Origin of the sequence: Streptomyces hydrogenans (genome assembly GCF_014656075.1) — a bacterium.
Classification (GTDB): domain Bacteria; phylum Actinomycetota; class Actinomycetes; order Streptomycetales; family Streptomycetaceae; genus Streptomyces; species Streptomyces hydrogenans.
In genome coordinates, this window is record NZ_BNBS01000130.1 from 1 (window position 1) to 23,285 (window position 23,285).

General features: G+C 72.1%; 23 protein-coding genes and 3 pseudogenes. 8 read left to right on the forward strand and 18 right to left on the reverse strand.

Features of this window, described 5'->3' with window-relative positions; translation table 11 throughout:
• Positions 1-96 precede the first annotated feature (96 nt).
• From IE321_RS34480 to IE321_RS34495, 4 genes are read right to left on the reverse strand one after another with little or no spacing between them, the layout of a single operon-like run.
• Positions 97-771 carry a response regulator gene (locus IE321_RS34480; protein WP_190225791.1) on the reverse strand — a complete coding sequence of 225 codons (675 nt, stop codon included), beginning with the start codon at positions 769-771 and terminating at the stop codon, positions 97-99.
• Entirely contained in the window at positions 768-2,012 is a 1,245-nt protein-coding gene (locus IE321_RS34485) for a sensor histidine kinase (protein ID WP_190225792.1), read from the reverse strand. Before IE321_RS34485 ends, IE321_RS34480 begins: the two co-directional genes overlap by 4 nt.
• Positions 2,013-2,025: 13 nt before the next feature.
• Positions 2,026-2,808 carry an ABC transporter permease gene (locus tag IE321_RS34490; RefSeq protein ID WP_190225793.1) on the reverse strand — a complete coding sequence of 261 codons (783 nt, stop codon included), beginning with the start codon at positions 2,806-2,808 and terminating at the stop codon, positions 2,026-2,028.
• A complete protein-coding gene (locus IE321_RS34495; protein ID WP_043229771.1) occupies positions 2,805-3,710 on the reverse strand; it encodes an ABC transporter ATP-binding protein in 906 nt (301 codons plus the stop codon). The genes IE321_RS34490 and IE321_RS34495 overlap by 4 nt, the downstream gene beginning before the upstream one ends.
• A gap of 156 nt (positions 3,711-3,866) precedes the next feature.
• Here IE321_RS34495 and IE321_RS42425 point away from each other — a divergent pair.
• Both IE321_RS42425 and IE321_RS34500 read left to right on the forward strand, forming a co-directional pair.
• Positions 3,867-4,415, forward strand: a pseudogene (locus IE321_RS42425) (GNAT family N-acetyltransferase); the annotation flags it as partial.
• A gap of 36 nt (positions 4,416-4,451) precedes the next feature.
• Positions 4,452-4,985 (forward strand): annotated as a pseudogene (locus IE321_RS34500) (GNAT family N-acetyltransferase); the annotation flags it as partial.
• A 6-nt stretch (positions 4,986-4,991) separates the two neighbouring features.
• On the opposite strand, the gene IE321_RS34505 reads toward IE321_RS34500, so the two are convergent.
• Genes IE321_RS34505 through IE321_RS34530 form a run of 6 tightly spaced genes read right to left on the reverse strand, consistent with a single transcriptional unit; the run spans position 4,992 to position 11,943 of the window.
• Complete coding sequence (locus IE321_RS34505) at positions 4,992-6,467, reverse strand: P-loop NTPase family protein (RefSeq protein WP_190225794.1); 1,476 nt, start codon at positions 6,465-6,467, stop codon at positions 4,992-4,994.
• Between the two features lies 1 nt (position 6,468).
• Positions 6,469-7,866, reverse strand: coding sequence for an ATP-binding protein (locus IE321_RS34510; RefSeq protein WP_043229768.1), 1,398 nt, complete (start codon positions 7,864-7,866; stop codon positions 6,469-6,471).
• A gap of 20 nt (positions 7,867-7,886) precedes the next feature.
• Positions 7,887-9,440: an SCO6880 family protein gene (locus IE321_RS34515; RefSeq protein ID WP_190225795.1), complete on the reverse strand. Its 1,554-nt coding sequence runs from the start codon at positions 9,438-9,440 to the stop codon at positions 7,887-7,889.
• Positions 9,437-10,771, reverse strand: coding sequence for a hypothetical protein (locus IE321_RS34520; protein WP_190225796.1), 1,335 nt, complete (start codon positions 10,769-10,771; stop codon positions 9,437-9,439). The genes IE321_RS34515 and IE321_RS34520 overlap by 4 nt, the downstream gene beginning before the upstream one ends.
• A complete protein-coding gene (locus tag IE321_RS34525) occupies positions 10,761-11,582 on the reverse strand; it encodes a hypothetical protein (protein ID WP_043229764.1) in 822 nt (273 codons plus the stop codon). The genes IE321_RS34520 and IE321_RS34525 overlap by 11 nt, the downstream gene beginning before the upstream one ends.
• Positions 11,583-11,634: 52 nt before the next feature.
• Positions 11,635-11,943, reverse strand: coding sequence for a DUF8827 family protein (locus IE321_RS34530; protein ID WP_030495498.1), 309 nt, complete (start codon positions 11,941-11,943; stop codon positions 11,635-11,637).
• Between the two features lie 339 nt (positions 11,944-12,282).
• Between IE321_RS34530 and IE321_RS34535 the strand changes: the two genes are divergently transcribed.
• The gene (locus tag IE321_RS34535) at positions 12,283-13,323 is read left to right on the forward strand and encodes a C40 family peptidase (protein WP_043229762.1); all 1,041 of its coding nucleotides are present in this window, start codon (positions 12,283-12,285) and stop codon (positions 13,321-13,323) included.
• A 204-nt stretch (positions 13,324-13,527) separates the two neighbouring features.
• Entirely contained in the window at positions 13,528-14,259 is a 732-nt protein-coding gene (locus tag IE321_RS34540; protein ID WP_190225797.1) for a phosphatase PAP2 family protein, read from the forward strand.
• Here IE321_RS34540 and IE321_RS34545 read toward each other — a convergent pair.
• Positions 14,256-14,501 (reverse strand): hypothetical protein, encoded by a 246-nt coding sequence (locus IE321_RS34545; RefSeq protein ID WP_370531511.1) that lies wholly within the window; start codon positions 14,499-14,501, stop codon positions 14,256-14,258. The two genes, IE321_RS34540 and IE321_RS34545, sit on opposite strands and share 4 nt — an antisense overlap.
• Before the next feature lie 32 nt (positions 14,502-14,533).
• Here IE321_RS34545 and IE321_RS34550 point away from each other — a divergent pair, with 32 nt between their 5' ends.
• Positions 14,534-15,361: an SCO4651 family lipoprotein gene (locus IE321_RS34550; RefSeq protein ID WP_190225798.1), complete on the forward strand. Its 828-nt coding sequence runs from the start codon at positions 14,534-14,536 to the stop codon at positions 15,359-15,361.
• Between the two features lie 120 nt (positions 15,362-15,481).
• A complete protein-coding gene (locus IE321_RS34555) occupies positions 15,482-15,649 on the forward strand; it encodes a hypothetical protein (protein WP_190225799.1) in 168 nt (55 codons plus the stop codon).
• Between the two features lie 9 nt (positions 15,650-15,658).
• Here the strand turns inward: IE321_RS34555 and IE321_RS34560 are convergent, their stop codons facing one another.
• The gene (locus tag IE321_RS34560; protein WP_043229756.1) at positions 15,659-16,012 is read right to left on the reverse strand and encodes a metal-sensitive transcriptional regulator; all 354 of its coding nucleotides are present in this window, start codon (positions 16,010-16,012) and stop codon (positions 15,659-15,661) included.
• Between the two features lie 196 nt (positions 16,013-16,208).
• On the opposite strand from IE321_RS34560, the gene IE321_RS34565 reads away from it, so the two are divergent.
• Both IE321_RS34565 and IE321_RS34570 read left to right on the forward strand, forming a co-directional pair.
• Positions 16,209-16,829 (forward strand): DUF47 domain-containing protein, encoded by a 621-nt coding sequence (locus IE321_RS34565; protein ID WP_043229755.1) that lies wholly within the window; start codon positions 16,209-16,211, stop codon positions 16,827-16,829.
• A gap of 6 nt (positions 16,830-16,835) precedes the next feature.
• On the forward strand, positions 16,836-17,834 hold the full coding sequence (locus tag IE321_RS34570; protein ID WP_043229754.1) for an inorganic phosphate transporter: 999 nt from the start codon (positions 16,836-16,838) through the stop codon (positions 17,832-17,834).
• Positions 17,835-18,260: 426 nt separating this feature from the next.
• Here IE321_RS34570 and pstB read toward each other — a convergent pair whose 3' ends face one another.
• The 6 genes and pseudogenes from pstB to IE321_RS34600 form a co-directional block, all read right to left on the reverse strand.
• Positions 18,261-19,037, reverse strand: coding sequence for a phosphate ABC transporter ATP-binding protein PstB (gene pstB / locus IE321_RS34575; RefSeq protein ID WP_043229752.1), 777 nt, complete (start codon positions 19,035-19,037; stop codon positions 18,261-18,263).
• A 22-nt stretch (positions 19,038-19,059) separates the two neighbouring features.
• The gene (gene pstA / locus IE321_RS34580; protein ID WP_043229750.1) at positions 19,060-20,133 is read right to left on the reverse strand and encodes a phosphate ABC transporter permease PstA; all 1,074 of its coding nucleotides are present in this window, start codon (positions 20,131-20,133) and stop codon (positions 19,060-19,062) included.
• Complete coding sequence (gene pstC / locus IE321_RS34585; RefSeq protein WP_043229748.1) at positions 20,130-21,110, reverse strand: phosphate ABC transporter permease subunit PstC; 981 nt, start codon at positions 21,108-21,110, stop codon at positions 20,130-20,132. The genes pstA and pstC overlap by 4 nt, the downstream gene beginning before the upstream one ends.
• A 110-nt stretch (positions 21,111-21,220) precedes the next feature.
• On the reverse strand, positions 21,221-22,360 hold the full coding sequence (pstS, locus tag IE321_RS34590; protein WP_190225800.1) for a phosphate ABC transporter substrate-binding protein PstS: 1,140 nt from the start codon (positions 22,358-22,360) through the stop codon (positions 21,221-21,223).
• A 299-nt stretch (positions 22,361-22,659) separates the two neighbouring features.
• Positions 22,660-23,100, reverse strand: coding sequence for an NUDIX hydrolase (locus IE321_RS34595; RefSeq protein ID WP_190225801.1), 441 nt, complete (start codon positions 23,098-23,100; stop codon positions 22,660-22,662).
• A pseudogene (locus IE321_RS34600) lies at positions 23,097-23,285 on the reverse strand (CHAD domain-containing protein); the annotation flags it as partial. The pseudogene IE321_RS34600 and the gene IE321_RS34595, both read right to left, overlap by 4 nt.

Consider the following 23,285-nt stretch of genomic DNA (forward strand, 5'->3'; position numbering starts at 1 on the left):
GCCCCGCACCATCTGGTGCGGGGCTTTTCTGCGTTCCCGGGGCATTCCGCAGCCCAGGGGCATTTTCTTCCCGGGGGTCTTCCCCGCGACCGCCTCCTACGCCGGCTTCACCAGCTGGGCGTCGTACGCCAGGATGACCGCCTGGACGCGGTCCCTCGCGCCCGTCTTCGCGAGGATGCGGCCCACATGGGTCTTCACGGTGGATTCGGCGAGGTGGAGGCGCTCGGCGATCTCCGTGTTCGTCCAGCCCTGGCCGATGACCGTGAGGATCTCGCGCTCGCGCTCCGTCAGGGACGCCAGACGGGGATCGTCCTGCCGGACCGGGGCGGGGGCCGCCGGGCTCACGGGCAGGTGCTGGATGTAGGTGTCCAGGAGGCGGCGGGTCAGGCTCGGAGCCACCACCGCGTCGCCGACCGCCACCGCGCGGACGCCCGCGAGGAGCTCCTCCGGCTGGGCGTCCTTCACCAGGAAGCCGCTCGCGCCGGCCCGGAGGCCGTCGTACGCGTACTCGTCCAGGTCGAACGTGGTGATGATGAGGACGCGGGTGCGGGCGCCCGCGGCGATGATGCGGCGGGTCGCCTCGATGCCGTCCAGGCCCGGCATGCGGATGTCCATCAGGACCACGTCCGGGTGGTGTTCGGCGACCTGGCGGACGGCCTCGGCGCCGTTCGCCGCCTCCCCGACGACCGTCATGTCCTCCTGGCTCTCCAGGAGCATGCGGAAACCGAAGCGCTGCATCGGCTGGTCGTCGGCGATCAGAACCGTCGTCACGGGTGGGAATCCTCCGGAGCGGAAACGGGGGCGGAAGCCGTGGGGATGCGGAGCCGGACCTGCCAGCCCGCACCCGACGGCAGGGGACCGCAGTCGAGTGTGCCGTCATAGAGGGCCGCGCGCTCGCGCATTCCGGTGAGTCCCTGGCCCTGCCCGGCGGTGGCGGACGGCGTGCCCGTGTCGGAGACGGTGACCAGCACCGCGTTCTCCTCCGCCACCAGACGGACCGCGGCCGTGGCGCCGGGGCCCGCGTGCTTGAGGGTGTTCGTCAGGGACTCCTGGACCACGCGGTAGACCGTCAGTTGGGCGCCGGGAGGCAGTGGCGGCAGCGGTGCGGGCAGCTCCGACACGACCGGCAGGCCGGCCTTGCGTACGCCCTCCAGCAGGGAGTCCAGGTCCGCCAGGGTCGGCTGGGGGGCGCGGGCGGCGGACGGGGCGTCCTCGGGGGCCGACAGGACGCCCAGGAGCCGGCGGAGCTCGTCCAGGGCCTGGCGGCTCGTCGTGCCGATGGCGTCCAGGGCCTGCGCGGCCCGCTCGGGGCTCTTCGCCGCCGCGTACCGGCCGCCGTCCGCGAGGCCCGTGATGACCGACAGGTTGTGGCCGATGATGTCGTGCATCTCCCGCGCGATCCGGGCCCGTTCGGACGCGGCGGCCAGCCGGACCTCCTGGTCGCGCTCGACCTCCAGGCGGCGGGCCCGGTCCACCAGGCCCGCCGTGTGGTCGCGGCGGGAGCGGACGGTGATGCCGAGCAGGGCGACGCCGAGGTACGCCCACAGGGCCGAGGTGACGTGGATGTGCCACGTCTCGCCGTCGAAGCGGAGCGCGCCCGTGACGACCGGGACCATGAGCAGGACGAAGGCCCACAGCAGCCGGCGCGGCGGACGGGTCAGGGCGATGTGGAACAGCGGGAGCATCTGGAGGTAGGCGGCCTGGAGGAAGGCGCCGGACGCCTCGCTGACGAACGCCGCCGCCGCCATCACGGCGAGGACCGTCGTCGGCCGGCGGCGGCGCGCGTACAGGGGGAGGCTCAGGGCGAGGCTGAGGACGACGACCAGTCCCGCGGGGACGGACGGGTCCCTGGCCACGTTCCGCCAGCCGCCCGACGCGTCCACCAGGGCCGCCACCGTCCAGCAGGCCGTCAGCGCGCCGTCCCACAGCCAGGGGTGGGCCGCGTCCGCCGCCCGCACCCGGGTGATGAGCTGGTGCGCCCAGCGGCTGGGGGCCGTCGTCTCCGTCGTCATCGGGCCATCATCCTCATACGTCCCTGCGGCGGAGCAACACCGCGGGCACCGCGAGAGCCGCCGCAGCCCACAGCGCCAGGGCCAGGAGCGCGGCCCCCGCCGACGGCGCGCCGGGCAGCGGGGAGGCGGAGCCGAGGACCCCGGCCGCCTGGGTGGGGAAGTAGCGCAGGGCGGTGTCGACGGCGTCGTACGGGAGCATCCCGACGACCTCAGGGAGGACCAGGACGCCGCCGATGAACGCGCCGAGCGCACCCGGCACCGAGCGGAGCGCGGCGCCCAGCCCCAGGGCGAGCAGCGAGAGCAGGGCGAGGCCGGCGGCGTTGCCGGCGAGGGCCGCGAGGACGCCGTCGTCGGTGAGGGAGGCGGCATGGTCGGTGTCGTCGAGGAAGACCTGGGCCGTGAGGAAGGCCGCCACGTTGGTGAGGAGGCCCAGGACGAGGACGGTGGCGCCGAGGACCGCTGCCTTCGCCCCCAGCACCGGCAGCCGGGCGGGGACGGCGGTGAAGGTGGCGCGGGCCAGCCCGGAGGAGTACTCGCCGGCGGTGACGAGGATGCCGAGGACGGCGAGGCAGATGCCGCCCAGCTGCGAGCCGTACAGCGTCAGGACGACGACGTCCACGTCGGAGTCCCCGCCGCCCGAGGTGTACGTGCCGCCCATGAGGACGGCGACGCCGAGGACGAGGGCCACCGCGGACAGGACCGTGATCCAGGTGGACCGGACCGTCCACAGCTTGTGCCACTCGGAGCGCAGCACGCCCGACGGCGTGACCCGGTGGGGGAAGGTCGCGGTGGTCATGCTGCTGCTCCCTGGTACTCGACGGAGTCGTGGGTGAGGTCCATGAACGCCTGCTCCAGGGACGCCGTCTCCGGGGTGAGGGCGTGGAGTTCGACGGTGTGGGCGGCGGCGATCCGGCCGATCGCGGGGGCGTCGAGACCGGTGACCCGGAGGGTGTCCGGGGCCTCGGCGGTGGCGCGGGCGTCCGGCGGGAGGAGGGTGCGCAGGCGGTCGGCGTCGGGGGTGACGACGAGGACGGAGGCCGCGCCCGCGTCCCGGACGAGGTCCGTGACGGTCGTGTCCGCGAGCAGCCGGCCCCGGCCGATGACGACGAGCCGGTCGGCGGTCAGCGCCATCTCGCTCATCAGGTGCGAGGAGACCAGGACCGTACGGCCCTCGGCGGCGAGCGAGGTGAGGAGGGTGCGGACCCAGCGGACGCCCTCCGGGTCCAGGCCGTTGACGGGCTCGTCGAGGACGACGGCGGCCGGGTCGCCGAGGAGGGCGGCGGCGATGCCGAGACGCTGGCCCATGCCGAGGGAGAAGCCCTTCACCCGGCGTCCGGCGACGTCCGCGAGGCCCGTGACGCCGAGGACGTGCTCGACGCGGGACCGGGGGATGCCGTGGGTGTGGGCCAGCGCCGTCAGATGGTGGAAGGCGGTGCGGCCCGGATGGAACGAGCGGGCGTCGAGGAGCGCGCCGACCTGGGTGAGGGGTGCCGGGTGAGAGGCGTAGGAGCGGCCGCCGACGGTGGCGGTGCCGTGGGTGGGGGCGTCGAGGCCGAGGATCATGCGCAGGGTGGTGGACTTGCCGGCGCCGTTGGGGCCCAGGAAGCCGGTGACGGTGCCGGGGCGCACGGTGAAGGAGAGGTCCCGTACGACGGTGCGGCCGCCGTACCGCTTGGTGAGTCGCTCTGCTCGGATCATGGCTCCGACGCTACGGAGCGGACGGGGCGCGGGCGTCCGACCGTGGTCGGCAGCCGGGCGGGCGGTGTCGTACCGGGGTACCACGGCCCGCCCGGAGCACGGCGCTGAGCTGCGAATTCCCTTGTGGAGCAGGACGGTGGCGGGTGAGGATGCCGCATGAGCTTCGAGATCCGTCCCGTCCGGGCCGACGAGTGGGAGCAGGTGCGCGAGCTGCGGCTCGCCGCGCTGCTGGACCCCGTCGCGCACCTCGCCTTCCTGGAGACCCACGAGGACGCGGTGACGCGTTCCGACGACTTCTGGCGGGAGCGGACGGCCGCCGGTGCGGCGACCGGGGACGGGCGGGTGCGGCAGTTCGTCGCCGAGGCGCCGGACGGACGCTGGCTGGGCTCGGTGACGGCCCTGGTCGAACGGCCTTCGGACGAGGTGCGGTTCGGGGAGCCGGCGAAGGTCGACCAGACGCACCTGGTCGGTGTGTACGTGCGTCCCGAGGCGCGCGGGACCGGCGTGGTCGACGCGCTGTTCCGAGCGGCCGTGGACTGGTCGTGGACCGTCGACGGGATCCGGCGGGTGCGGCTCTACGTGCACGAGGAGAACGCGCGGGCCGCCGCCTTCTACCGGCGGTACGGCTTCGCCGCCTCGGGCGAGCGGGTGCCGATGCCCGGTGACTCGGGCGCGTACGAGGACGAGTACGAGCTGCTGCCGCCCGGGAACGCCCGGAACGGCGAGTACCTGCTCCGGCCGGTCCGCTCCGCGGAGTGGGATCGGGTCCGCGAGCTGCGGCTCGCGGCGCTGCGGGACCCGGTGGCGTCCCTCGCCTTCGTGGAGTCGTACGAGGAGGCCGAGGCGCTGCCGGACTCCTTCTGGCAGGAGCGGGCCGAGGGCGGTTCGGAGGACCGGGGCACGTGGATCCGGCAGTTCGTCGCCGAGGCGCCGGACGGGAGCTGGGCGGGCACGGCGACGGTGCTGGTGGAGCGGCCGGAGGACGGTCGCGCGATCTTCGGCGAGGTGACGGAGGCTCAGGCCACCGTCGTGGGCGTGTACGTACGACCGGAGGCGCGGGGCGCGGGGCTGGTGGACGCGCTGCTGCGGGTCGCCGCGGGCTGGTCCTGGTCCCAGGAGCCGCCGCTGTCCCGGGTCCGGTTGTTCGTGCACGAGGAGAACGGGCGGGCGGCGGCCGCCTACCGCCGCTTCGGCTTCGTCCCGACCGGCGGTCGCGCGGACACGCTGAAGTCGGGCGCGCCGAGGGACGTGGAGCACGAGCTGCGGCGGTCCTAGCCCCCGCTAGGGCTGGAGCGCGTGCTCGGGCCAGCGGGTGCGGGACTGTTCGGGGGAGCGCATCAGGGCCAGGGTGGGGAGGCCCAGGCGGGGGCCGTCGGCGAGGAGTCGGGGGAGCTGCGGGAGGGGGGCCACCGCGGCGACGTCCTCGAGGACCAGGGTGAGTGGTGGGTCGAGCCGACCGTCGGATGACCGTGCGGCCATGCGGCGGCCGTGCTCGACCACGTGCGACGCGAGCGCGGTGAGGAGGGGCATCGCGCCCGGGTGGGTGCGCGGATCCTCGATCGGTTCACCCACCACGTAGAGGGTGCCCCCTTCGGCCAGGAAAGATGCCAGGGCCAGCGAATCCGTTCGATTCGGGGTGCACGCCTCGCGGATGTGGACCGAGGAGAAGGCCGAGAAGGCACGGGCCGTCAGTTCCTGGGCCAGGCGCCGGCTGTCGGGGTGGGCGGTGAGTGCCGCTTCGAGCAGGCCGGCCAGGCCGGAGGCGGCCTTCGGGTGGCCGCGGAGGACGCGTACCGGCTCGTGGGCGTCGGTGCCCTGGGCCCAGCGGTGGACCTGGCGGAAGGGGCGGCCGTCCACGGCGGCGGCGTGCAGCCAGCAGCGCAGGAGCGTTTCCGCCGTGGTGGCGGTGGCGGCGTCGATCCGGGCGTGCGGGCGGACCGGGGCGAGCAGGGCGGTGGCGCGGGCCTGGGCGGTGTCGGGGTCGGCGCAGCCCTCCACGGGGGACCAGTGGAGGCGGGCCGGGGTGTCGCAGAGGTGGCCGGGGTCGTAGACGAGGACCGGTCCGAGCTTGCCGCGCACGTCCTTGGTGTCGGCCCACACGGTGGGGTCGGAGGTGACGACCAGGACCGGGCCCTCGGCGTCGGAGACGGCCTGGACGGCCAGGGGGCGGCGGGTGTCCGGCGGTCCGTAGACGGTGCCGGGGGGCTGGGGCGGGAGCGGGGCCGGTCGCGGTTCCGGCGGTGCCGCGGGCCGCGGTTCGGGGTGCGGTGCCGGGTCCCGTTCCGGTGGCCCGGGGGCGGTCTTCTGTATCGGTACGGGGGCGGGTTCGGGTTCCGGTTCCCGCGCGGGGGCCGAGGCCGGGTCGCGTACCGGGGTGGGCCGGGGGTGCGCGCCCGCCCTGCGGTGGGCGCGGACGGCGCGCCAGCGGGCGAAGGTGCCGAGGAGGAAGACGGCGAGGACGGCGAGGATCATCGCCTGGCCGATCACCAGGCCCCAGAAGAGGCCGTAGCCGGACAGCCGGCCGGGCGGGGTGGCCGGCCAGGCGGCCGGGAGGTCGGTGGGGGCGGTCGCCAGGGCGCGGAGGGCCGGCGGGGTGTTGGTGAGGGTCACCCCGTCCGGCCAGGCGCCGTGGGCGAGGAACGCGGACAGGCCGGTCGCGGACCAGACGAGCAGGGCCAGGCCGAGGATCAGGGCGAACAGCCCGACCAGGAACCCGTCCGAGACGCCGCCGCCCTGCCCCTGCCGTGGCTCCGTCACGTCACGCCACCGTCGACTGCGCGCTGTCGTCCAGCTGCCGTTCCCTCAGCAGCGCGCGCTGCTCGGTCTCCCACTCCAGTTCGGGGTCGGCGGGGCCGGAGGACTCGGTCATGGCGCGGTCGGTGTAGACGAGCGGGCGTTCCCGCTCGGTGATGAGGTGCTTGACCACCTGCACGTTGCCGTTGACGTCCCAGACGGCGATGCCGGGGGTCAGGGTCGGGATGATCTCGACCGCCCAGCGGGGCAGGCCGAGGACCCCGCCGGTATGGCGGGCCTCGTCGGCCTTCTGGGCGTAGACGGTCCGGGTGGAGGCCATCTTGAGGATCGCCGCGGCCTCCTTGGCGGCGGCGCCGTCGACGACGTCGGAGAGGTGGTGGACGACCGCGACGAAGGACAGGCCGAGGCGGCGGCCGAACTTGAGCAGGCGCTGGAACAGCTGGGCCACGAAGGGGCTGTTGATGATGTGCCAGGCCTCCTCGACGAGGAAGATGCGCTTCTTCCGGTCGGGGCGGATCCAGGTGTGTTCCAGCCACACGCCGACGATCGCCATGAGGATGGGCATGGCGATGGAGTTGCGGTCGATGTGGGAGAGGTCGAAGACGATCAGGGGCGCGTCGAGGTCGATGCCGACCGTGGTCGGGCCGTCGAACATGCCGCGCAGGTCGCCGTCGACGAGCCGGTCGAGCACCAGGGCGACGTCCAGGCCCCAGGCCCGTACGTCGTCTATGTCGACGTTCATCGCCTCCGCCGACTCGGCCTCGGGATGGCGCAGGCGCTCGACGATGTCGGTGAGGATCGGCTGCCGTTCGGTGATGTGCTCGTTGACGTGGGCGTGGGCGACCTTGAGGGCGAAGCCGGAGCGCTCGTCGAGGCCGTGGCCCATCGCCACCTCGATGATGGTGCGCAGCAGGGCGAGCTGGCCGGTGGTGGTGATGGCGGGGTCGAGCGGGTTGAGGCGGATCCCGGCGTCGTTGGCGACCATGGGGTCCAGGCGGATGGGGGTTATCCCCAGCTCCTGGGCGATGAGGTTCCACTCGCCGACGCCGTCCTCGCCCTGGGCGTCGAGGACGACGACCTGCCGGTCGCGGAAGCGGAGCTGGCGGAGCACGTACGTCTTCTCCAGCGCCGACTTGCCGTTGCCGGACTCGCCGAGGACGAGCCAGTGGGGGGCCGGGAGCTGCTGCCCGTACAGCTGGAAGGGGTCGTACACGTAGCCCTTGCCGCTGTAGACCTCGCGGCCGATGATCACGCCGGAGTCGCCGAGGCCGGGGGCGGCGGTCGGCAGGTAGACGGCCTGGGCCTGTCCGGTGGAGGTGCGCACGGGCAGGCGGGTGGTCTCCACCTTCCCGAGGACGAAGGAGGTGAAGGCTTCGGTGAGGACGGACAGCGGATCTCGCATCGGTCGGTGCCCCTTCGGCCCTATCGGCGGATGCCGGTCGCGAACGGCAGGGTGTTCACAAAGGCCCGGTGGTGCTCGCGGTCGCACCACTCCAGCTTGAGGTACGACTTGCCGGCGGAGGCCCTGATCGTGCGCTTGTCCCGGGCCAGGGCCTCGGGCGAGCGCGCCGATACGGTGATGTACCCGACGAGGTTGACGCCTGCCGCGCCGCTGGCGAGATCTTCACCCCGCTGGTCGAGTCGGCCGTGGGCGGCGATGTCGCGCGGGTCGACGGTGCGGTTCATCTTGGCCTGGCGGGACGCCTCGGCCTCGTCGTTGGTCTTCTCGGTGAGCATGCGCTCGATCGCGACCTCGGTGGGCTCCAGGTCCATGGTGACGGCGACGGTGCGGATGACGTCGGGGGTGTGGACGAGGAGCGGGGCGAGGAAGTTCACGCCGACCGGGGTCATCGGCCACTCCTTGACCCAGGCGGTGGCGTGGCACCAGGGGGCGCGGGTGGAGGACTCGCGGGTCTTGGCCTGGAGGTAGGTGGCCTCCATGGCGTCGAGTTCGGCGGGCCAAGCGTTTCGTTTCGTCATGGCCTGGATGTGGTCGATCGGGTGGTCCGGGTCGTACATGGAGTGGACCAGGGAGGCGAGCCGGGACTGGCCGAGGGGCTGGCGGACCCGGATGTCGGCCTCGGTGAGGCGGGCGCAGATGTCGGTGAGCTCGCGGGCCATGACGACGGCGAGGCCGCCGTCGCGGTCGAGGCGGCGGGCGCCGGTGGCGTGCCGGGTGGCGTGGGCCATGGCGTTGGCCTCGGCGGCCAGGTCGCGGGTGTAGTGCATGCAGGCGACGAGGTAGGCGCGGTGCTGCTCGCTGGAGGTGGAGACCATGGACTGGAGCTGGTCGTACGACTCCTGGAGCCAGCCGGGGGCCGCCGGGTCGCCGCGCTGGGCGACGTCCTTGGCGTGGGCGTCGGGGTCGGCGGGGAGGGTGCGGGCGAGCATCTGGAGGCGGGTGACGAAGCCGTCGCCGTTGGCCACGTGCTTGAGGAGGGTGCCGAACCGGTCGACCAGGGCCTCCTGGTCCTCGGAGTCGCGCAGGCCGACGCCGGGGCCCTCGATCTCGATGGCGGCGGTGACGGTGCGGCGGTCGGCGTGCAGCAGGACGGCGATCTCGTCGGGGCCGAAGGGGGCGGCGAGCCAGCTGACGCGGCCGATGCCGGGCGGCGGGCCGACCTCGACCTCGCGGCCGTCGAGGCGGGTGCCTGCCTCGACGGCGGCGGAGCGGTAGGCGGTGCCGCGCTTGAGCATCCGCTTGTAGCTGCGGTTGATCTCGAACCACTTGTAGAACGTGCGCTGCTTGTACGGGAGGTACACGGCGGCGATGGCGAGCATCGGCAGGCCGGCGAGGAGCGCGATCCGCAGGGGGAGGAGGGGGACGAGGAGTCCGCTCATCATGCCGAGGAAGGCGCCGACGACGATCAGGGCGATCTCGCCGGTCTCGCGGTTCTTGCCGACGATCGCGTTCGGCCGGGCGCGGCCGATGAGATACGTGCGGCGGGGCGTGACCGGCTGGGACTGGGTCGTCAACGCCCTGCACCTCCAGAGTTCTTGCGGTTGCTGTGCGGGGTGCCCGCGGTGGGGCCGCTGTTACGGGGCGGGGGCGTGGCGCCGCCGCTCTTGGGGGTTCGGCTGCTGTGGGCGGCGACGCCGCCGGACAGCTGGTTCGCGGGGCGGGGGGCGGCGGAGGAGGACGGGCCGCCGCCGGAGCCGCTGTCGCGGGTGCTGTGGGTCTTGATGCCCTGGGAGACGAGGGAGGCGGGGGAGGAGATGACGGCGGCGGCCGCGTTCTCGCCGGCGCGGTGCAGGCGGTTGTTGCGGGAGGCGACGATCTCGTCGCCGAAGCCGGGGACGAAGCGGTAGATCATCGCGGAGGAGAAGATGGCGAGGAGGATGATCGCGAGGCCGGAGACGACGGCCGAGAAGGAGTCGGGGCCGGTGCCGGAGGAGAGGGCGCCGGCGAGGCCGAGGACGATCACGATGACCGGCTTGACCAGGATGACGGCGATCATGATGCCTGCCCAGCGGCGGACGTGGCCCCACATGTTCTTGTCGACGAGGCCGGAGTAGACGACGACGCCGAGGAGGGCGCCGACGTAGAGGAGCACGGCGCGGAGGAAGAGCTCCAGGTAGAGGACGCCGGCGGCGAGGACCGTGACCAGGCTGACGATGATCAGCATGATCGGTCCGCCGCTGATCGAGTCGCCCTTCTGGAGGGCCTGCTTGAACGCGCCGAAGAACACGTCGGTCTGCTGGCCGGTGCCGGAGGCGATGACCTCGGTGATGGCGTCGGTGGCGTTGACGACGGTGTACAGGATCAGCGGGGTGAAGGCGGAGGCGAGGACGGTCAGCCAGAGGAACCCGACGGCCTCGGAGAGCGCGGTGGTCAGCGGCACGCCGCGCATGGCGCGCTTGGCGACGGCGAGCAGCCACAGGAGGACGGTGAGGAAGGTGGCGGCGGCGAACACGACGGCGTACCGGCCGAGGAACTCGGTGTTCGTGAAGTCGACCTCGGCGGTCTCCTTCACGGCCTTCGAGAGGTAGTCGATGACGGCCACGGCGGCGTCGGCACAGCCACGGGCGAGGGAGGTGAGGGGGTCGAGGGCGCCGGCGGGCGCGTCGCCCGTGCCTCCGCCGGTGCCGCCGGTCCCGCCGCCGGACTGGCCGCGTTCGCAGATCTGGCGTGCCTGGCCGAAGAGGAGGCTGCAGTCGCTGTTCGTGGGTGTGGGCGACGGGGTGGGCGCCGTCGGGGTGGGCGTCGGTGCCGCGTGGGCGGGGGAGGCCAGGAGGACGGGGAGGGTGAGGAGCGTGGTGGCGAGCGTCGCCTTCACGCGGCCCGCCCGGCTGCTGCTAGCGGGCATAGGTGAACCCTCCGTACTGCTCGACGGCGGCGGCGATCTCCTCGGCGACGGAGGCGCGGCTGTCCCCGTTCACCGGTGTCGGGCCCTCGCGTTCGTCGTTCGAGGTGAGCCGCCAGCCCTCGGCGGTCCAGCCGAGCTTCTGGGTGCTGGTGAACCAGGCGGACGTGACCGGCTTGGTGGAGCCCTTGCCCGCGAGGCCGGTGAGGTTCACGTACCAGACCTCGACGGTGGCCCCGTCCTCGGAGTAGTCGGTCACCTCGGTGCCGATCGGCACGGTGCGGGCGACGAAGGTGAGGTCGGTGGGGGCGGTGCCGTTCGGTTCGAGGCCGGTGTTCGCCATGAAGGCGGGGGAGTACAGGGTGTCGAGGCGCTTCAGCAGGTCGTCGACGACCTCGGGGGCGTACACCGCGCGCACCAGCGCCTCGCGGGGTCCCCGCTGGTACATGTCCGTGGACCCCAGCGCCACCGCGTAGTTGGCGGCTGCCGACTGTGCGCCCTGTTCGTCGTGGGCGTAGCCGGTGGGGACGGTGCCGTTGGTGCCGGTGACCGGGCGGGTGCCGGTGGGGGCGGTGGCGGCGGCCTTGCCGGGGGAGGTGGTGGAGGGGGACGCGTCCGACGGGTCGCCGCCGCGGTTGGCGAGGGCGATGGCGGCGACGAGCAGCACGACGACGCCCACGCCCATGAGCAGGGAGCGGGAGCCGCGGGCGGGGCGTCGGGTGCCGCCGTGGACGTCACCGGTGTTGCCCTCGGGCAGGCGGGTACGGGTCTGGCCCGAGCCGCCGTAGCCGTCGTGCTCGTCGCCGGGACTCATGCCGGGTACGCCCCCTCGTTCGTTCGTGGATGGGACCGCGGGTGACGCGCGGTCAGATCGCCATTCCGTAGACGATGGTGAAGAGCGTCCCGAGGGATCCGATGATGAAGACGCCGGTGAGGCCGGCGACGATCAGGCCCTTGCCCTGTTCCGCGCTGAAGGTGTCGCGGAGCGCGGTCGCGCCGATGCGCTGTTTGGCCGCACCCCAGATGGCGATGCCGAGGCAGAGCAGGATGGCCACGGCCATCACGACCTCGATCATGATCTTCGCTTCGGCGCCCAGGCTCCCGAAAGGACCCCAGTTCGGGGCGATTCCACCGATGATGGTGGTGATGTCGCCCTTCTCGGCCGCCAGGTACATATAACTCACCGCCCCTGTCGGGTCGTTGGTCACCCCTGCCGGACGGCATGGGGCATCGCCACTATCTTCGCTGATGAAACCGCCCACGTGCGACGGCTTGGCCGCTCTCTTTACCCGATTCCCGCACACGTGACCGGTCCGACCGTCTTGACCTGCGGTGGTGCGGCCGGATTCCATGCGAAGAAGCGTATGGTCACTCTGTGTATCACGGAGGGTGACTCCGGGCAATGATTGTCGTTGTTGCACTCTTGGGGCCGCGTCGGGCAGGCGCCATCCCCAGGAGGGGCCGCCCCGCCTAGACTGGCGTCCCGGGGCGTACTGCCAGGAACCGAGGGGTGGTTGACGGTGCGTAGGGCGGGCAAGGCGTGGCTGCTGACCGGCGGGGCGTTCGGGCTCTGTGCCGGGTTCCTGGCCCTGCTCCTGGTCGGTACGTACGCGGCGGCCGCCGGTTTCCTCGGCGGCGCGGGTTCGGCGGCGACGGGCACGGTGGCGTTGGCCAAGGGTTCGGTGCCGGCGAGGTACCAGGGGCTCGTGCAGCGCTGGGGCAACCTCTGCCCGGCCATCAACCCGGCGCTCCTCGCGGCGCAGCTGTACCAGGAGAGCGGCTGGAACCCGCGGGCGGTGTCGCCGGCGGACGCGCGGGGCATCGCGCAGTTCATCCCGGGCACCTGGGCGAGCCACGGGGTCGACGGGGACGGGGACGGCGACCGGGACATCTGGGACCCGCAGGACGCGATCCCGTCGGCGGCCTCGTACGACTGCGCGCTGGCGGGGTACGTGAAGGACGTACCGGGCGATCCGGCGAGCAACATGCTGGCGGCGTACAACGCCGGGGCCTACGCGGTCATCAAGTACGGGGGCGTCCCTCCGTACAGCGAGACGCGGAACTACGTGAAGATCATCCGGTCGCTGGAGAAGAGCTTCGCCCGGCCGCAGGGCCGGCTGGCCCCCTCGCAGCAGGCGGCGGGCGCGATCCACTACGCGCAGGGCAAGCTGGGCACCCCCTATCTGTGGGGCGGCACCGGCACGGCGGCGCAGGGCGGGCGGTTCGACTGCTCGGGCCTGACGCAGGCGGCGTACGACGCGGTGGGGATCGAGCTGCCGCGGGTGGCCAACGACCAGTACAACGCGGGACCGCATCCGAGCCGGGACGAACTGCTCCCCGGGGACCTGGTCTTCTTCTCCGACGACCTGACGAACTCGCGCGCGATCCGACATGTCGGCATCTATGTGGGCGGCGGCTACATGATCGACGCGCCGCGGACCGGGGCGGTGATCCGCTTCGACCGGATCGACACACCGGACTACTTCGGGGCGACCCGGGTCACCGAGGACGGCGCCGCCGCCCTCCCGACCCGTCCTCCCGGGACCTGGGCCTGAACTGACGGCCCGCCTGGCCGGAACTCTCCGTCAGGCGGAGGCCCTGAGCTGCGGGGGAGCGTCACTCTTCGATAACGTCCTCATGATCCACCGGGGACGGCGGAACGAGAGCCTCAGGAGGTTCGTTCCCCCTCCGACGACTCTGACCACGTCTGAACCACGGGGGTTGGACACCAGACACGAGAGAGCAAGGGGCCGCGGCAGATGGCTGAACTCGCATCGGACGGTTCGAGTCCCGATGTCAGTCTGCTGTACGACATCAACGGGCTGGCGAAGGACGCTCCCCCGTGGTTCGACCGGGTCATGGAGTTCACCGGCGAGTACGGGATCATGCTCGCGATGGTCCTCGTCGTGCTCTGGTGCTGGTGGAGCGTCCGCCGGCGCGGCTCGCTCACGGACTCCGTCTCGGCCGTCGCCGGGATCGTCTGGGCCCCCCTCGCGGCGGGCCTCGCCCTCCTCGTCAACATCCCCATCCGCGGCTTCGTGGAGCGCCCCCGCCCCTTCGTCGACCACGACGGCCTGGAGGTCCTGGTCGACGGGAAGACGGACTACTCCTTCGTCAGCGACCACGCCACGATGGCGATGGCGATCGCCGTCGCCCTCTTCGTCGCCCACCGCCGCTTCGGCCTGATCGCGATCGGCCTCGCCCTCGCCGAGGGCTTCGCCCGGGTCTACATGGGCGTCCACTACCCCACCGACGTGATCGGCGGCCTCGCCCTCGGCACCGCCGTGGCGCTGCTCCTCGCCCCGCTGACGCTGGCGCTGCTCACCCCGCTGGTCTCCGCCGTCGCCCGCTCGCGCCGAGGCGGCCGGCTGGTCCGCTCCCGCCGGGCCGAGGAACCCGCCACCCCCCGCCCCGAGACGGTCGGCATCCCCGAACCCCGCCTCGGCGGCCCCGCCGAGGACGGCCACGGCGAGAAGGGCCTCGCGGCCTAGGGCCGTGCCGCGCGGGTCTCCCCGGCGTCGGCGGTCTTCGTGGTGGTCAGGTGCTCTTCGGCGTCGGCGCGGGCGCGGTCGCGGGAGCGACGGGCCGGGCCGGTCCAGCCGCAGGTGCAGCGGGCCAGGGCGAAGGAGCCGCGCTCCGTCGTCGTCGTGTGGTGCGGACCGGTCGCGCTCTGCTCATGCACGCCCCCACCGTACTGCGCGTGACGGCTCGCCCGTGCCGTCGTTAACCGCATCGGGAATCCAGTCTTCTGGGGGTTGACGGGCGATGGTGGTGCATCGGTACGGGCGTCCGCGCGGGCTCGGCGGCGGGGCGCTCGCCGTCACCGCGTCCCTGGTCGCCGCGGCGGTCACCGGGTGTGCCGCCGCCGAGGAGCCGGCGCCTCCGCCGGACCCGGCCGGCGCCGTGCGGGGCGCCGCCGACGCCCTGGTCAGGGCGGGCAGCGCCAAGGCGTCGACGGCGATGGAGATGGCGGCCGGCGGGACCCGCGTCACCATCCGCGGCGAGGGCGGCTACGACTTCCGCCGCCGCACCGGCCACCTCCAGGTGGTGCTCCCGAAGGACGCGGCCGGCGCCGGCGAGCACCGGCCGATCACCGAGCTCCTCACCCCCGGCGCCCTGTACATGAAGAACCGCGGCGCGGGCGTCCCCGCCGACAAGTGGGTGCGGGTCGACACCACCGCCCTCGACGACGGCAACCTCGTCACCGGCGGGGCCACCGACCCGGGCGCGGCGGCCGAGCTGCTGCGCGGGGCGCGGCACGTGACGTACGTGGGGGAGGTCGAGCTGGCGGGCGTGAAGGTCCGCCACTACCGGGGCGTTGCGGACATCGGCGCGGCGGCGAGGCTCGCCGCGCCGCCGCTGCGGGGCTCGCTCGCCGCGGCGGCGAAAGGGTTCACCACGGACGCGGTGCCCTTCGACGCGTACCTCGACGGCGCCGGCCGGCTGCGGAAGGTCCGCCACCAGTTCAGCTTCAGCAATCAGGGGCGGACCGTCGCGGTGTCCTCGACGACGCTGCTGTACGGCTTCGGGGCCCGGGTCCTCGTGACGCTGCCGGACGGGCGGGACATCTACGCGGGCAAGGTCGAGGTCTGAGGCGCCGGGCGGGCCGCGCGTGGTTCGGACCATCGCCAAATGGTCCGTCCGTGTCATGCGCGGTCCGTGGCCCGATCCCTACGCTGGGACACCGACTCCGGCAGGAAGAGGTGAAGGCGCGTGGCTCCGCCCGGTACCGCAACCGCGACCGCTGACCCCGACGGCGTCGCCCTTGCCGAGATAGAGCTGTGCGGCGAGCTGATGATCGCCGCCTCGGCCGCGGACGGGGAACGGCTCAGCGCCGACCTGATCGACGAGGTGCTGCGGGTCGAACCGGCCGGGCGCTGATCCGCCGGCTCAGGTGCGGAGCATCCGGCCGATCGCCTTGGTGGCCTCCTCGACCCTGGCGTCGAGGTCGCCGCCGTGGGCCGCGGCGTCCGCCACGCAGTGCCGCAGGTGTTCCTCCAGGAGCTGGAGGGCGAAGGACTGCAGCGCCTTCGTGGAGGCCGAGACCTGGGTGAGTATGTCGATGCAGTAGACGTCCTCGTCGACCATCCGCTGCAGACCGCGGATCTGGCCCTCGATGCGGCGCAGCCGCTTGAGGTGCTCGTCCTTCTGCTTGTGGTAGCCGTGCACCCCGTGGGCGTGGTCGGCCGGCTCGACGGATTCGACGGCCTCGGGGGTGACCTGGTCCGCCTCGGTGGTCGTCATCGCGTCCTCCCGTTGTCCAGATAAGGGGGTGTATACCCCTCGTGGGTATATGGTACCGATCCCCGCCGATAGGGCACGGGGGTCTCGTGCAGATCACTGTGCCTGATGGGCGACACTGAGAGGACGCCGGTTAGCCGTGGCTGGATGATGCGCCTAGCATCAGCCTGACCGAAACCCAGCACCCCGAGGACCTCACGTGCGATTTCGTCTGACCCCCAGGGAGACGAGCTTCTACGACATGTTCGCCGCGTCCGCGGACAACATCGTCACGGGCTCGAAGCTCCTGATGGAACTGCTCGGGGCGGAGCCTTCCGCCCGGGCCGAGATCGCGGAGCGGATGCGGGCAGCGGAGCACGCCGGCGACGACGCCACCCATGCGATCTTCCATCAGCTGAACTCCTCGTTCATCACGCCGTTCGACCGTGAGGACATCTACTCCCTCGCCTCGTCCCTCGACGACATCATGGACTTCATGGAGGAGGCCGTCGACCTGGTCGTCCTCTACAACGTCGAGGAACTGCCCAAGGGCGTCGAGCAGCAGATCGAGGTCCTGGCCCGGGCTGCGGAGCTGACCGCCGAGGCGATGCCGAACCTGCGGACGATGGCGAACCTCACGGAGTACTGGATCGAGGTCAACCGGCTGGAGAACCAGGCCGACCAGATCCACCGCAAGCTGCTCGCCCACCTCTTCAACGGCAAGTACGACGCCATCGAGGTGCTCAAGCTCAAGCAGATCGTCGACGTGCTGGAAGAGGCGGCCGACGCGTTCGAGCACGTGGCCAACACGGTGGAGACCATCGCGGTCAAGGAGTCCTGAGGCTTCGTGGACACCTTCGCCCTGATCGTGACCATCGGTGTCGCGCTCGGCTTCACGTATACGAACGGCTTCCACGACTCGGCCAACGCGATCGCCACCTCGGTGTCGACGCGGGCGCTGACGCCGCGGGCGGCCCTCGCGATGGCGGCGGTCATGAACCTCGCCGGTGCCTTCATGGGCAGCGGCGTCGCCAAGACGGTCAGTGAGGGCCTGATCGAGACGCCGCACGGCGACAAGGGGATGGGCATCCTCTTCGCCGCGCTGGTCGGCGCGATCATCTGGAACCTGGTCACCTGGTACTTCGGCCTCCCCTCGTCCTCCTCGCACGCGCTGTTCGGCGGCATGGTGGGCGCGGCGCTGGCCGGTGGCACGGAGGTCATCTGGGGAGGCGTCCTCGACAAGGTCGTCATCCCGATGTTCATCTCGCCGGTCGTCGGCCTCGTCGCCGGTTACCTGGTGATGTGCGCGATCATGTGGATGTTCCGCCGGGCCAACCCGCACAAGGCCAAGCGCGGCTTCCGTATCGCGCAGACCGTCTCGGCGGCCGGCATGGCGCTCGGCCACGGCCTCCAGGACGCCCAGAAGACGATGGGCATCGTGGTGATGGCCCTGGTCATCGCCGATGTCCAGCAGCAGGGCGACGAGATCCCGGTCTGGGTCAAGATCGCCTGTGCCGTGATGCTCTCGCTCGGTACGTACGCGGGCGGCTGGCGCATCATGCGGACCCTCGGCCGCAAGATCATCGAGCTGGACCCGCCGCAGGGTTTCGCGGCGGAGACAACCGGCGCGTCGATCATGTTCGGCTCGGCGTTCCTGTTCCACGCGCCGATCTCCACCACGCACGTCATCACCTCGGCGATCATGGGCGTCGGCGCGACGAAGCGGGTCAACGCGGTCCGCTGGGGCGTCGCCAAGAACATCATCCTCGGCTGGTTCATCACCATGCCGGCGGCGGCTATCGTCGCGGCGCTGAGCTACTACGTGGTGCAGCTGTTCTTCGGCTGACGGGCGGCTCCGCCCGGCTCTGCCGGGGGTCCGGGGGTTGTCCCCCGGGGTATGGAGTATCACCGTGCCGGCGGCGGCGATCGTCGCGGCGCTGAGCTACTACGTGGTGCAGCTGTTCTTCGGCCGGCGGGCGGCTCCGCCCGGCTCTGCCGGGGGTCCGGGGGTCGTGCCCCGGGGTATGGAGTATCACCGTGCCGGCGGCGGCTATCGTCGCGGCGCCGAGCCACTACGTGGTGCGGCCGTTCTTCGGCCGGCGGGTGTGGAGGAACGTGGTCGGGCCCGGCTCCCCTGGGGGAGCCGGGCCCTTTCGTCTTGCGGTGGCACCGCCATGCAGCACCGCAGACGGGGTTGCCCGGCACCGTGCGCGAGGTGGGCCGGGGGCGATGTGGTCGCCCCCGGCCGGGACGCACGGGCGGGACGTCCTGGTTATCCGAAGCGGCCGGAGATGTAGTCCTCGGTCGCCTGGACGCTCGGGTTGGAGAAGATGCGCTCGGTGTCGTCCAGCTCGATGAGCTTGCCGGGCTGGCCGACCGCCGCCAGGTTGAAGAAGGCGGTGCGGTCCGAGACGCGGGCGGCCTGCTGCATGTTGTGCGTCACGATGACGATCGTGAAGCGCTCCTTCAGCTCGCCGATCAGGTCCTCGATCGCGAGGGTCGAGATCGGGTCGAGGGCCGAGCAGGGCTCGTCCATGAGGAGCACGTCCGGCTCGACCGCGATGGCGCGGGCGATGCACAGGCGCTGCTGCTGACCGCCGGAGAGGCCGGAGCCCGGCTTGTTGAGGCGGTCCTTGACCTCGTTCCACAGGTTCGCGCCCTTGAGGGAGCGCTCCACGATCTCGGCGAGTTCGGCCTTCTTGTACGAGCCGTTGAGCCGCAGGCCCGCCGCCACGTTGTCGAAGATCGACATGGTGGGGAAGGGGTTGGGGCGCTGGAACACCATGCCGACGGTGCGGCGGACCGCGACCGGGTCGACGCCGGAGCCGTACAGGTTCTCGTCGTCCAGCATCACCTTGCCCTCGACGCGGCCGCCGGGGGTGACCTCGTGCATGCGGTTCAGGGTGCGCAGGAAGGTGGACTTGCCGCAGCCGGAGGGGCCGATGAAGGCCGTCACGGAGCGGGGCTCGACGGTCATGGAGATGTCGTCGATCGCCTTGTGGTTGCCGTAGTAGGCGGAGAGGCCGCTGACGTCGATTCGCTTGGCCATAACTAGTTCACTTCCGTTCGGCTCAGCGGCCGGTCTTCGGGGCCTTCCAGCGGGCGATGCCGCGGGCCACCAGGTTGAGGATCATGACGAAGGCGATCAGGACGAGCGCTGCGGCCCAGGCGCGGGCCACGGCGGCGTCGGTGCCGACCGCGTACTGCTCGTACACGTAGAGCGGCAGGGAGGACTGGGCGCCTTCGAAGGGGTTCGGGTTGATGAGCTTCGTACCGAACACGAGGAGCAGGACGGGGGCCGTCTCACCGGTGATGCGGGCGACCGCGAGCATGACGCCCGTGGTGATGCCGCCGATCGCGGTCGGGAGGACCACCTTCAGGATCGTGCGCCACTTGGGGACGCCGAGGGCGAGGCTGGCCTCGCGGAGCTCGTTGGGGACGAGCTTGAGCATCTCCTCGGTGGAGCGGACGACGACCGGCATCATCAGGATGGCGAGGGCCATCGCGCCGGCGAACCCGGAGGGTCCGAAGTCCAGCATCAGGGTCCAGGTGGACAGGATGAAGAGGCCGGCGACGATCGACGGGATGCCCGTCATGACGTCGACGAAGAAGGTGACCGCCTTGGCGAGCTTCCCGTTGCCGTACTCGACCAGGTAGACCGCGGTGAGCAGGCCGATCGGGGCGGCGATCACGGTCGCGATGCCGACCTGCTCGATGGTGCCGAGGAGGGCGTGGTAGACGCCGCCGCCGGCCTCGACGTCGAGGACGCCGTTCATCGAGTGGGTGAGGAAGTACACGTCGAGGACTTCCATGCCCTTGCTGATCGTCACCCAGGCCAGCGAGAGCAGCGGGACGACGGCGAGGACGAAGCAGACCCAGACGAGGCTGGTGGCGATGCGGTCCTTGGCCTGGCGGGAGCCCTCGACCTTGGTGGTGATCGCGTAGGTGGCGAGGACGAAGACCAGGGCGGCGACCAGGCCCCACTGGACCTTGCTGTGCCAGCCGGCGGCGAGGCCGATGCCGACGCCGGCGGCGATGGAGCCGGCCGCGACGGCGAGCGGGGTCCAGCGCGGGAGGCGGGCGTGGGAGAGCGGGCCGCGGGGCTTGGCGAACGCGACCGGGCGTTCCTGGACGGCGTGGCTCATGCGTTGGCCCCCGAGTACTCCTTGCGGCGGGCGATGATCCACCGGGCCGCGCCGTTGACCAGCAGGGTGATGACGAAGAGGACGAGACCGGAGGCGATCAGCGCGTCGCGGCCGAACTCGTTGGCCTCGTTGAACTTCGCGGCGATGTTCTGGGCGAAGGTGCCGCCGCCCGGGTCGAGCAGGTGGCCCGAGAGGACGAAGCTGGGGGAGAGGACCACGGCGACGGCCATGGTCTCGCCGAGCGCGCGGCCGAGGCCGAGCATCGAGGCGGAGATGATGCCGGAGCGGCCGAAGGGCAGCACCGCCATGCGGACGACCTCCCAGCGCGTGGCGCCGAGGGCGAGCGCGGCCTCCTCGTGCATCTTCGGGGCCTGGAGGAAGACCTCGCGGGTCACGTTGGTGATGATCGGAAGGATCATGATCGCCAGCAGGATGCCCACGGTGAAGAGGTTGCGGGCGACGCCGTCGGCGGACTTGTCGAAGATGTACGTCCAGCCGAGGTACTGGTCGAGCCACTGGTTCAGGCCGTCCAGGTACGGGACGAGGAAGATCGCGCCCCAGAGGCCGTAGATGATGCTGGGCACGGCGGCGAGCAGGTCGACGACGTACGCGAGCGGCTTGGCCAGCTTGCGCGGGGCGTAGTGCGAGATGAAGAGCGCGATGCCGATCGCGACGGGCACGGCGATGGCCATGGCGATGACCGAGGAGACGACCGTGCCGAAGGCGAGGACGGCGATGCCGAAGACCGGCGGGTCGCCGGCCGGGTTCCACTCGAAGGTGGTGAAGAAGTTGGTGCTGTCCTTCGAGACGGCGAGGACCGTGCGGTAGGTCAGGAAGGCCGCGATGGCGGCCATGATGACGAGCAGGGTGATGCCGGAGCCCTTGGAGAGGCCGCTGAAGATGCGGTCTCCGGGGCGGGCCGCGCTCTTGGCGCGCCGGCTCCTGTTCTTTATGGCGGGTGGTGTCGTGGTAACCATCGGTTTCTCCGGTCTGCGGAGCCGTACGTCCGTACGGGCTCCTGGCGGCGGTGCACCGGATGCCGGGGGCGGCCCTCCACGGGAGGTGGGGGGCCGCCCCCGGCCGGGGGTCAGGACAGGGTCGGGACGATCGCGCGGACCTTGGCGGCGATCTCGGCCGGCATCGGGGCGTAGTCGGCGGAGGTGAGCACCTTCTGGCCCTCCTCGCTGATGGCGTAGTTGAGGAACGCCTTCAGGGTCGGCAGGGTCTCCGCCTTGTTGCCCTTGTCGCAGGCGATCTCGTAGGTGACGAGGACCAGCGGGTAGGCGCCCTCGGCCTTGGTGGCGTAGTCGAGGGAGAGGGCCACGTCGTTGCCGGTGCCCTTGACCTTGGCGGCGGCGATGGCCTTGGAGGCGTTCTCCGAGGTGGCGGCGACCGGGGCGGAGGCGCCGGTGTTGACGCTGACCGTGGAGATCTTGTTGGCGGTGGCGTGCGAGAGCTCGAAGTAGCCGATGGAGCCCTCGGCGCCCTTGACGGCCTGGGCGACGCCGGAGGAGCCGTTGGCCGCCTGGCCGCCGGGGGCGGGCCACGACTTGGTCTTCGGGTCGTACTTCCAGTCTGCCGCGGCGGCGGTCGAGAGGTACTTGCCCAGGTTCTGGGTGGTGCCGGACTCGTCCGAGCGGTGGAACGCCTGGATGGTGGAGTCGGGGAGCTTCGCGCCCGGGTTCAGCTTGGTGATCGCCGGGTCGTTCCACTTGGTGATCTTGGTGTCGAAGATCTTGGCGATGGTGGAGGCGTCCAGGACGAGGTTGTCCACGCCCTCCAGCTTGTAGCCGATGGCGATGGGGCCGCCGACCATGGGCAGGTTGACGCCGGTGCCGCCCTTGCAGATCTTCTTGGACTCGGCGACCTCTTCGTCCTTCAGGGCGGAGTCGGAGCCCGCGAAGGCGACCTGGCCCTGGTTGAACTTGGTGATGCCACCACCGGAGCCGATGCCCTGGTAGTTGACCTCGACGCCCTCACAGGCGGCCTGGAAGTTCTTGACCCACAGGTCCATCGCGTTTTCCTGCGCGCTGGAGCCCGCGGCGAGCAGCTGGCCCTTGGCGCCGTCGCACTTGATGTTCGACGCGGCGGCCGACGTCTGCTTGCCACCGCTCTTGGTGGGCTCGTTGTTGTCGTCCGAGCCACACGCCGAGAGGACCAGCGCGCCGGAGACGACGAGGGCACCGATCGCGGAGGCGCGAAGCCCGTTGTTGCGCGAAAGCTTCACTTTCGGGTGTTCCTTCCAGAAGCCGCCGTGTTCCGGACCGGGTGTCCGTCGCGTGGAGGGCGGCGCGTGTCGGGTTGTCGGGTGCATCGTCAGGCTCCGTGCACCGCGTAAGGCCGAAATTAGGCAGATCAGGTGAAGCGGCCAGCCGTGGAGAGTGAACGCGAGGTGAACCGTGCCGTAAGCCACGGTGCGGCCCGGCACGCGGTGCCCGCCCGGACCGCCCGCGCGGCACCGCGTGGCGGGGCAGGCCGGGAGGCCTGTCGGCCGCGTACCGGCGGACAGGGGAGCCGCGACAGGTCCTAGCAGGCGTCGCGCGGCTGTCGCCCCGGGGTCGGGGCGGTCGACAGGAAGCGGTCGAGCAGCTCGCGGTCGCGTGGCCGGGTCAGGCGGGTGCGGGCCGCCGCGGGCGCCAGCCAGAGCAGCCGGTCCACCTCCCGGTCGGGCACGAAGGTCCCGCCGAGGGCGCGGCCCGCCCAGTAGTCGACCTCCTTGGGGCGGCCCTCCACCGGGTAGCGCACGGTGGGCAGCCGGGCGCCCAGAGCGCAGCGCTGCCCGGTCTCCTCCAGGACCTCCCGCAGCGCGCACGCCTCGGCGCTCTCGTCGCGCTTCCGCTTCCCCTTCGGGTGCGACCAGTCGTCCCATTTCGGCCGGTGGACGAGCGCGATCTCGATGCCGTGGCCGGCCGGCGACGGGCGCCACAGGACGCAGCCCGCCGCCAGGACCGGCTCCGGGGAGGTCATGGCACCAGGGCGGCGGCCGTGCGCCAGGCGCGCTGGAAGGCGAAGCGGGCGGCTTCCACCTCGTGGCGCTGGTCGGCGTGGAGGACGCCGAGGGCGTAGGCGGAGGCGGGGACGATGCGCGGGGTGCGGGCCGCGACGGCGGCGGCCGGGGCGGCGTCGGCGGCGTCGCGGTGCCGGTCGAGGGC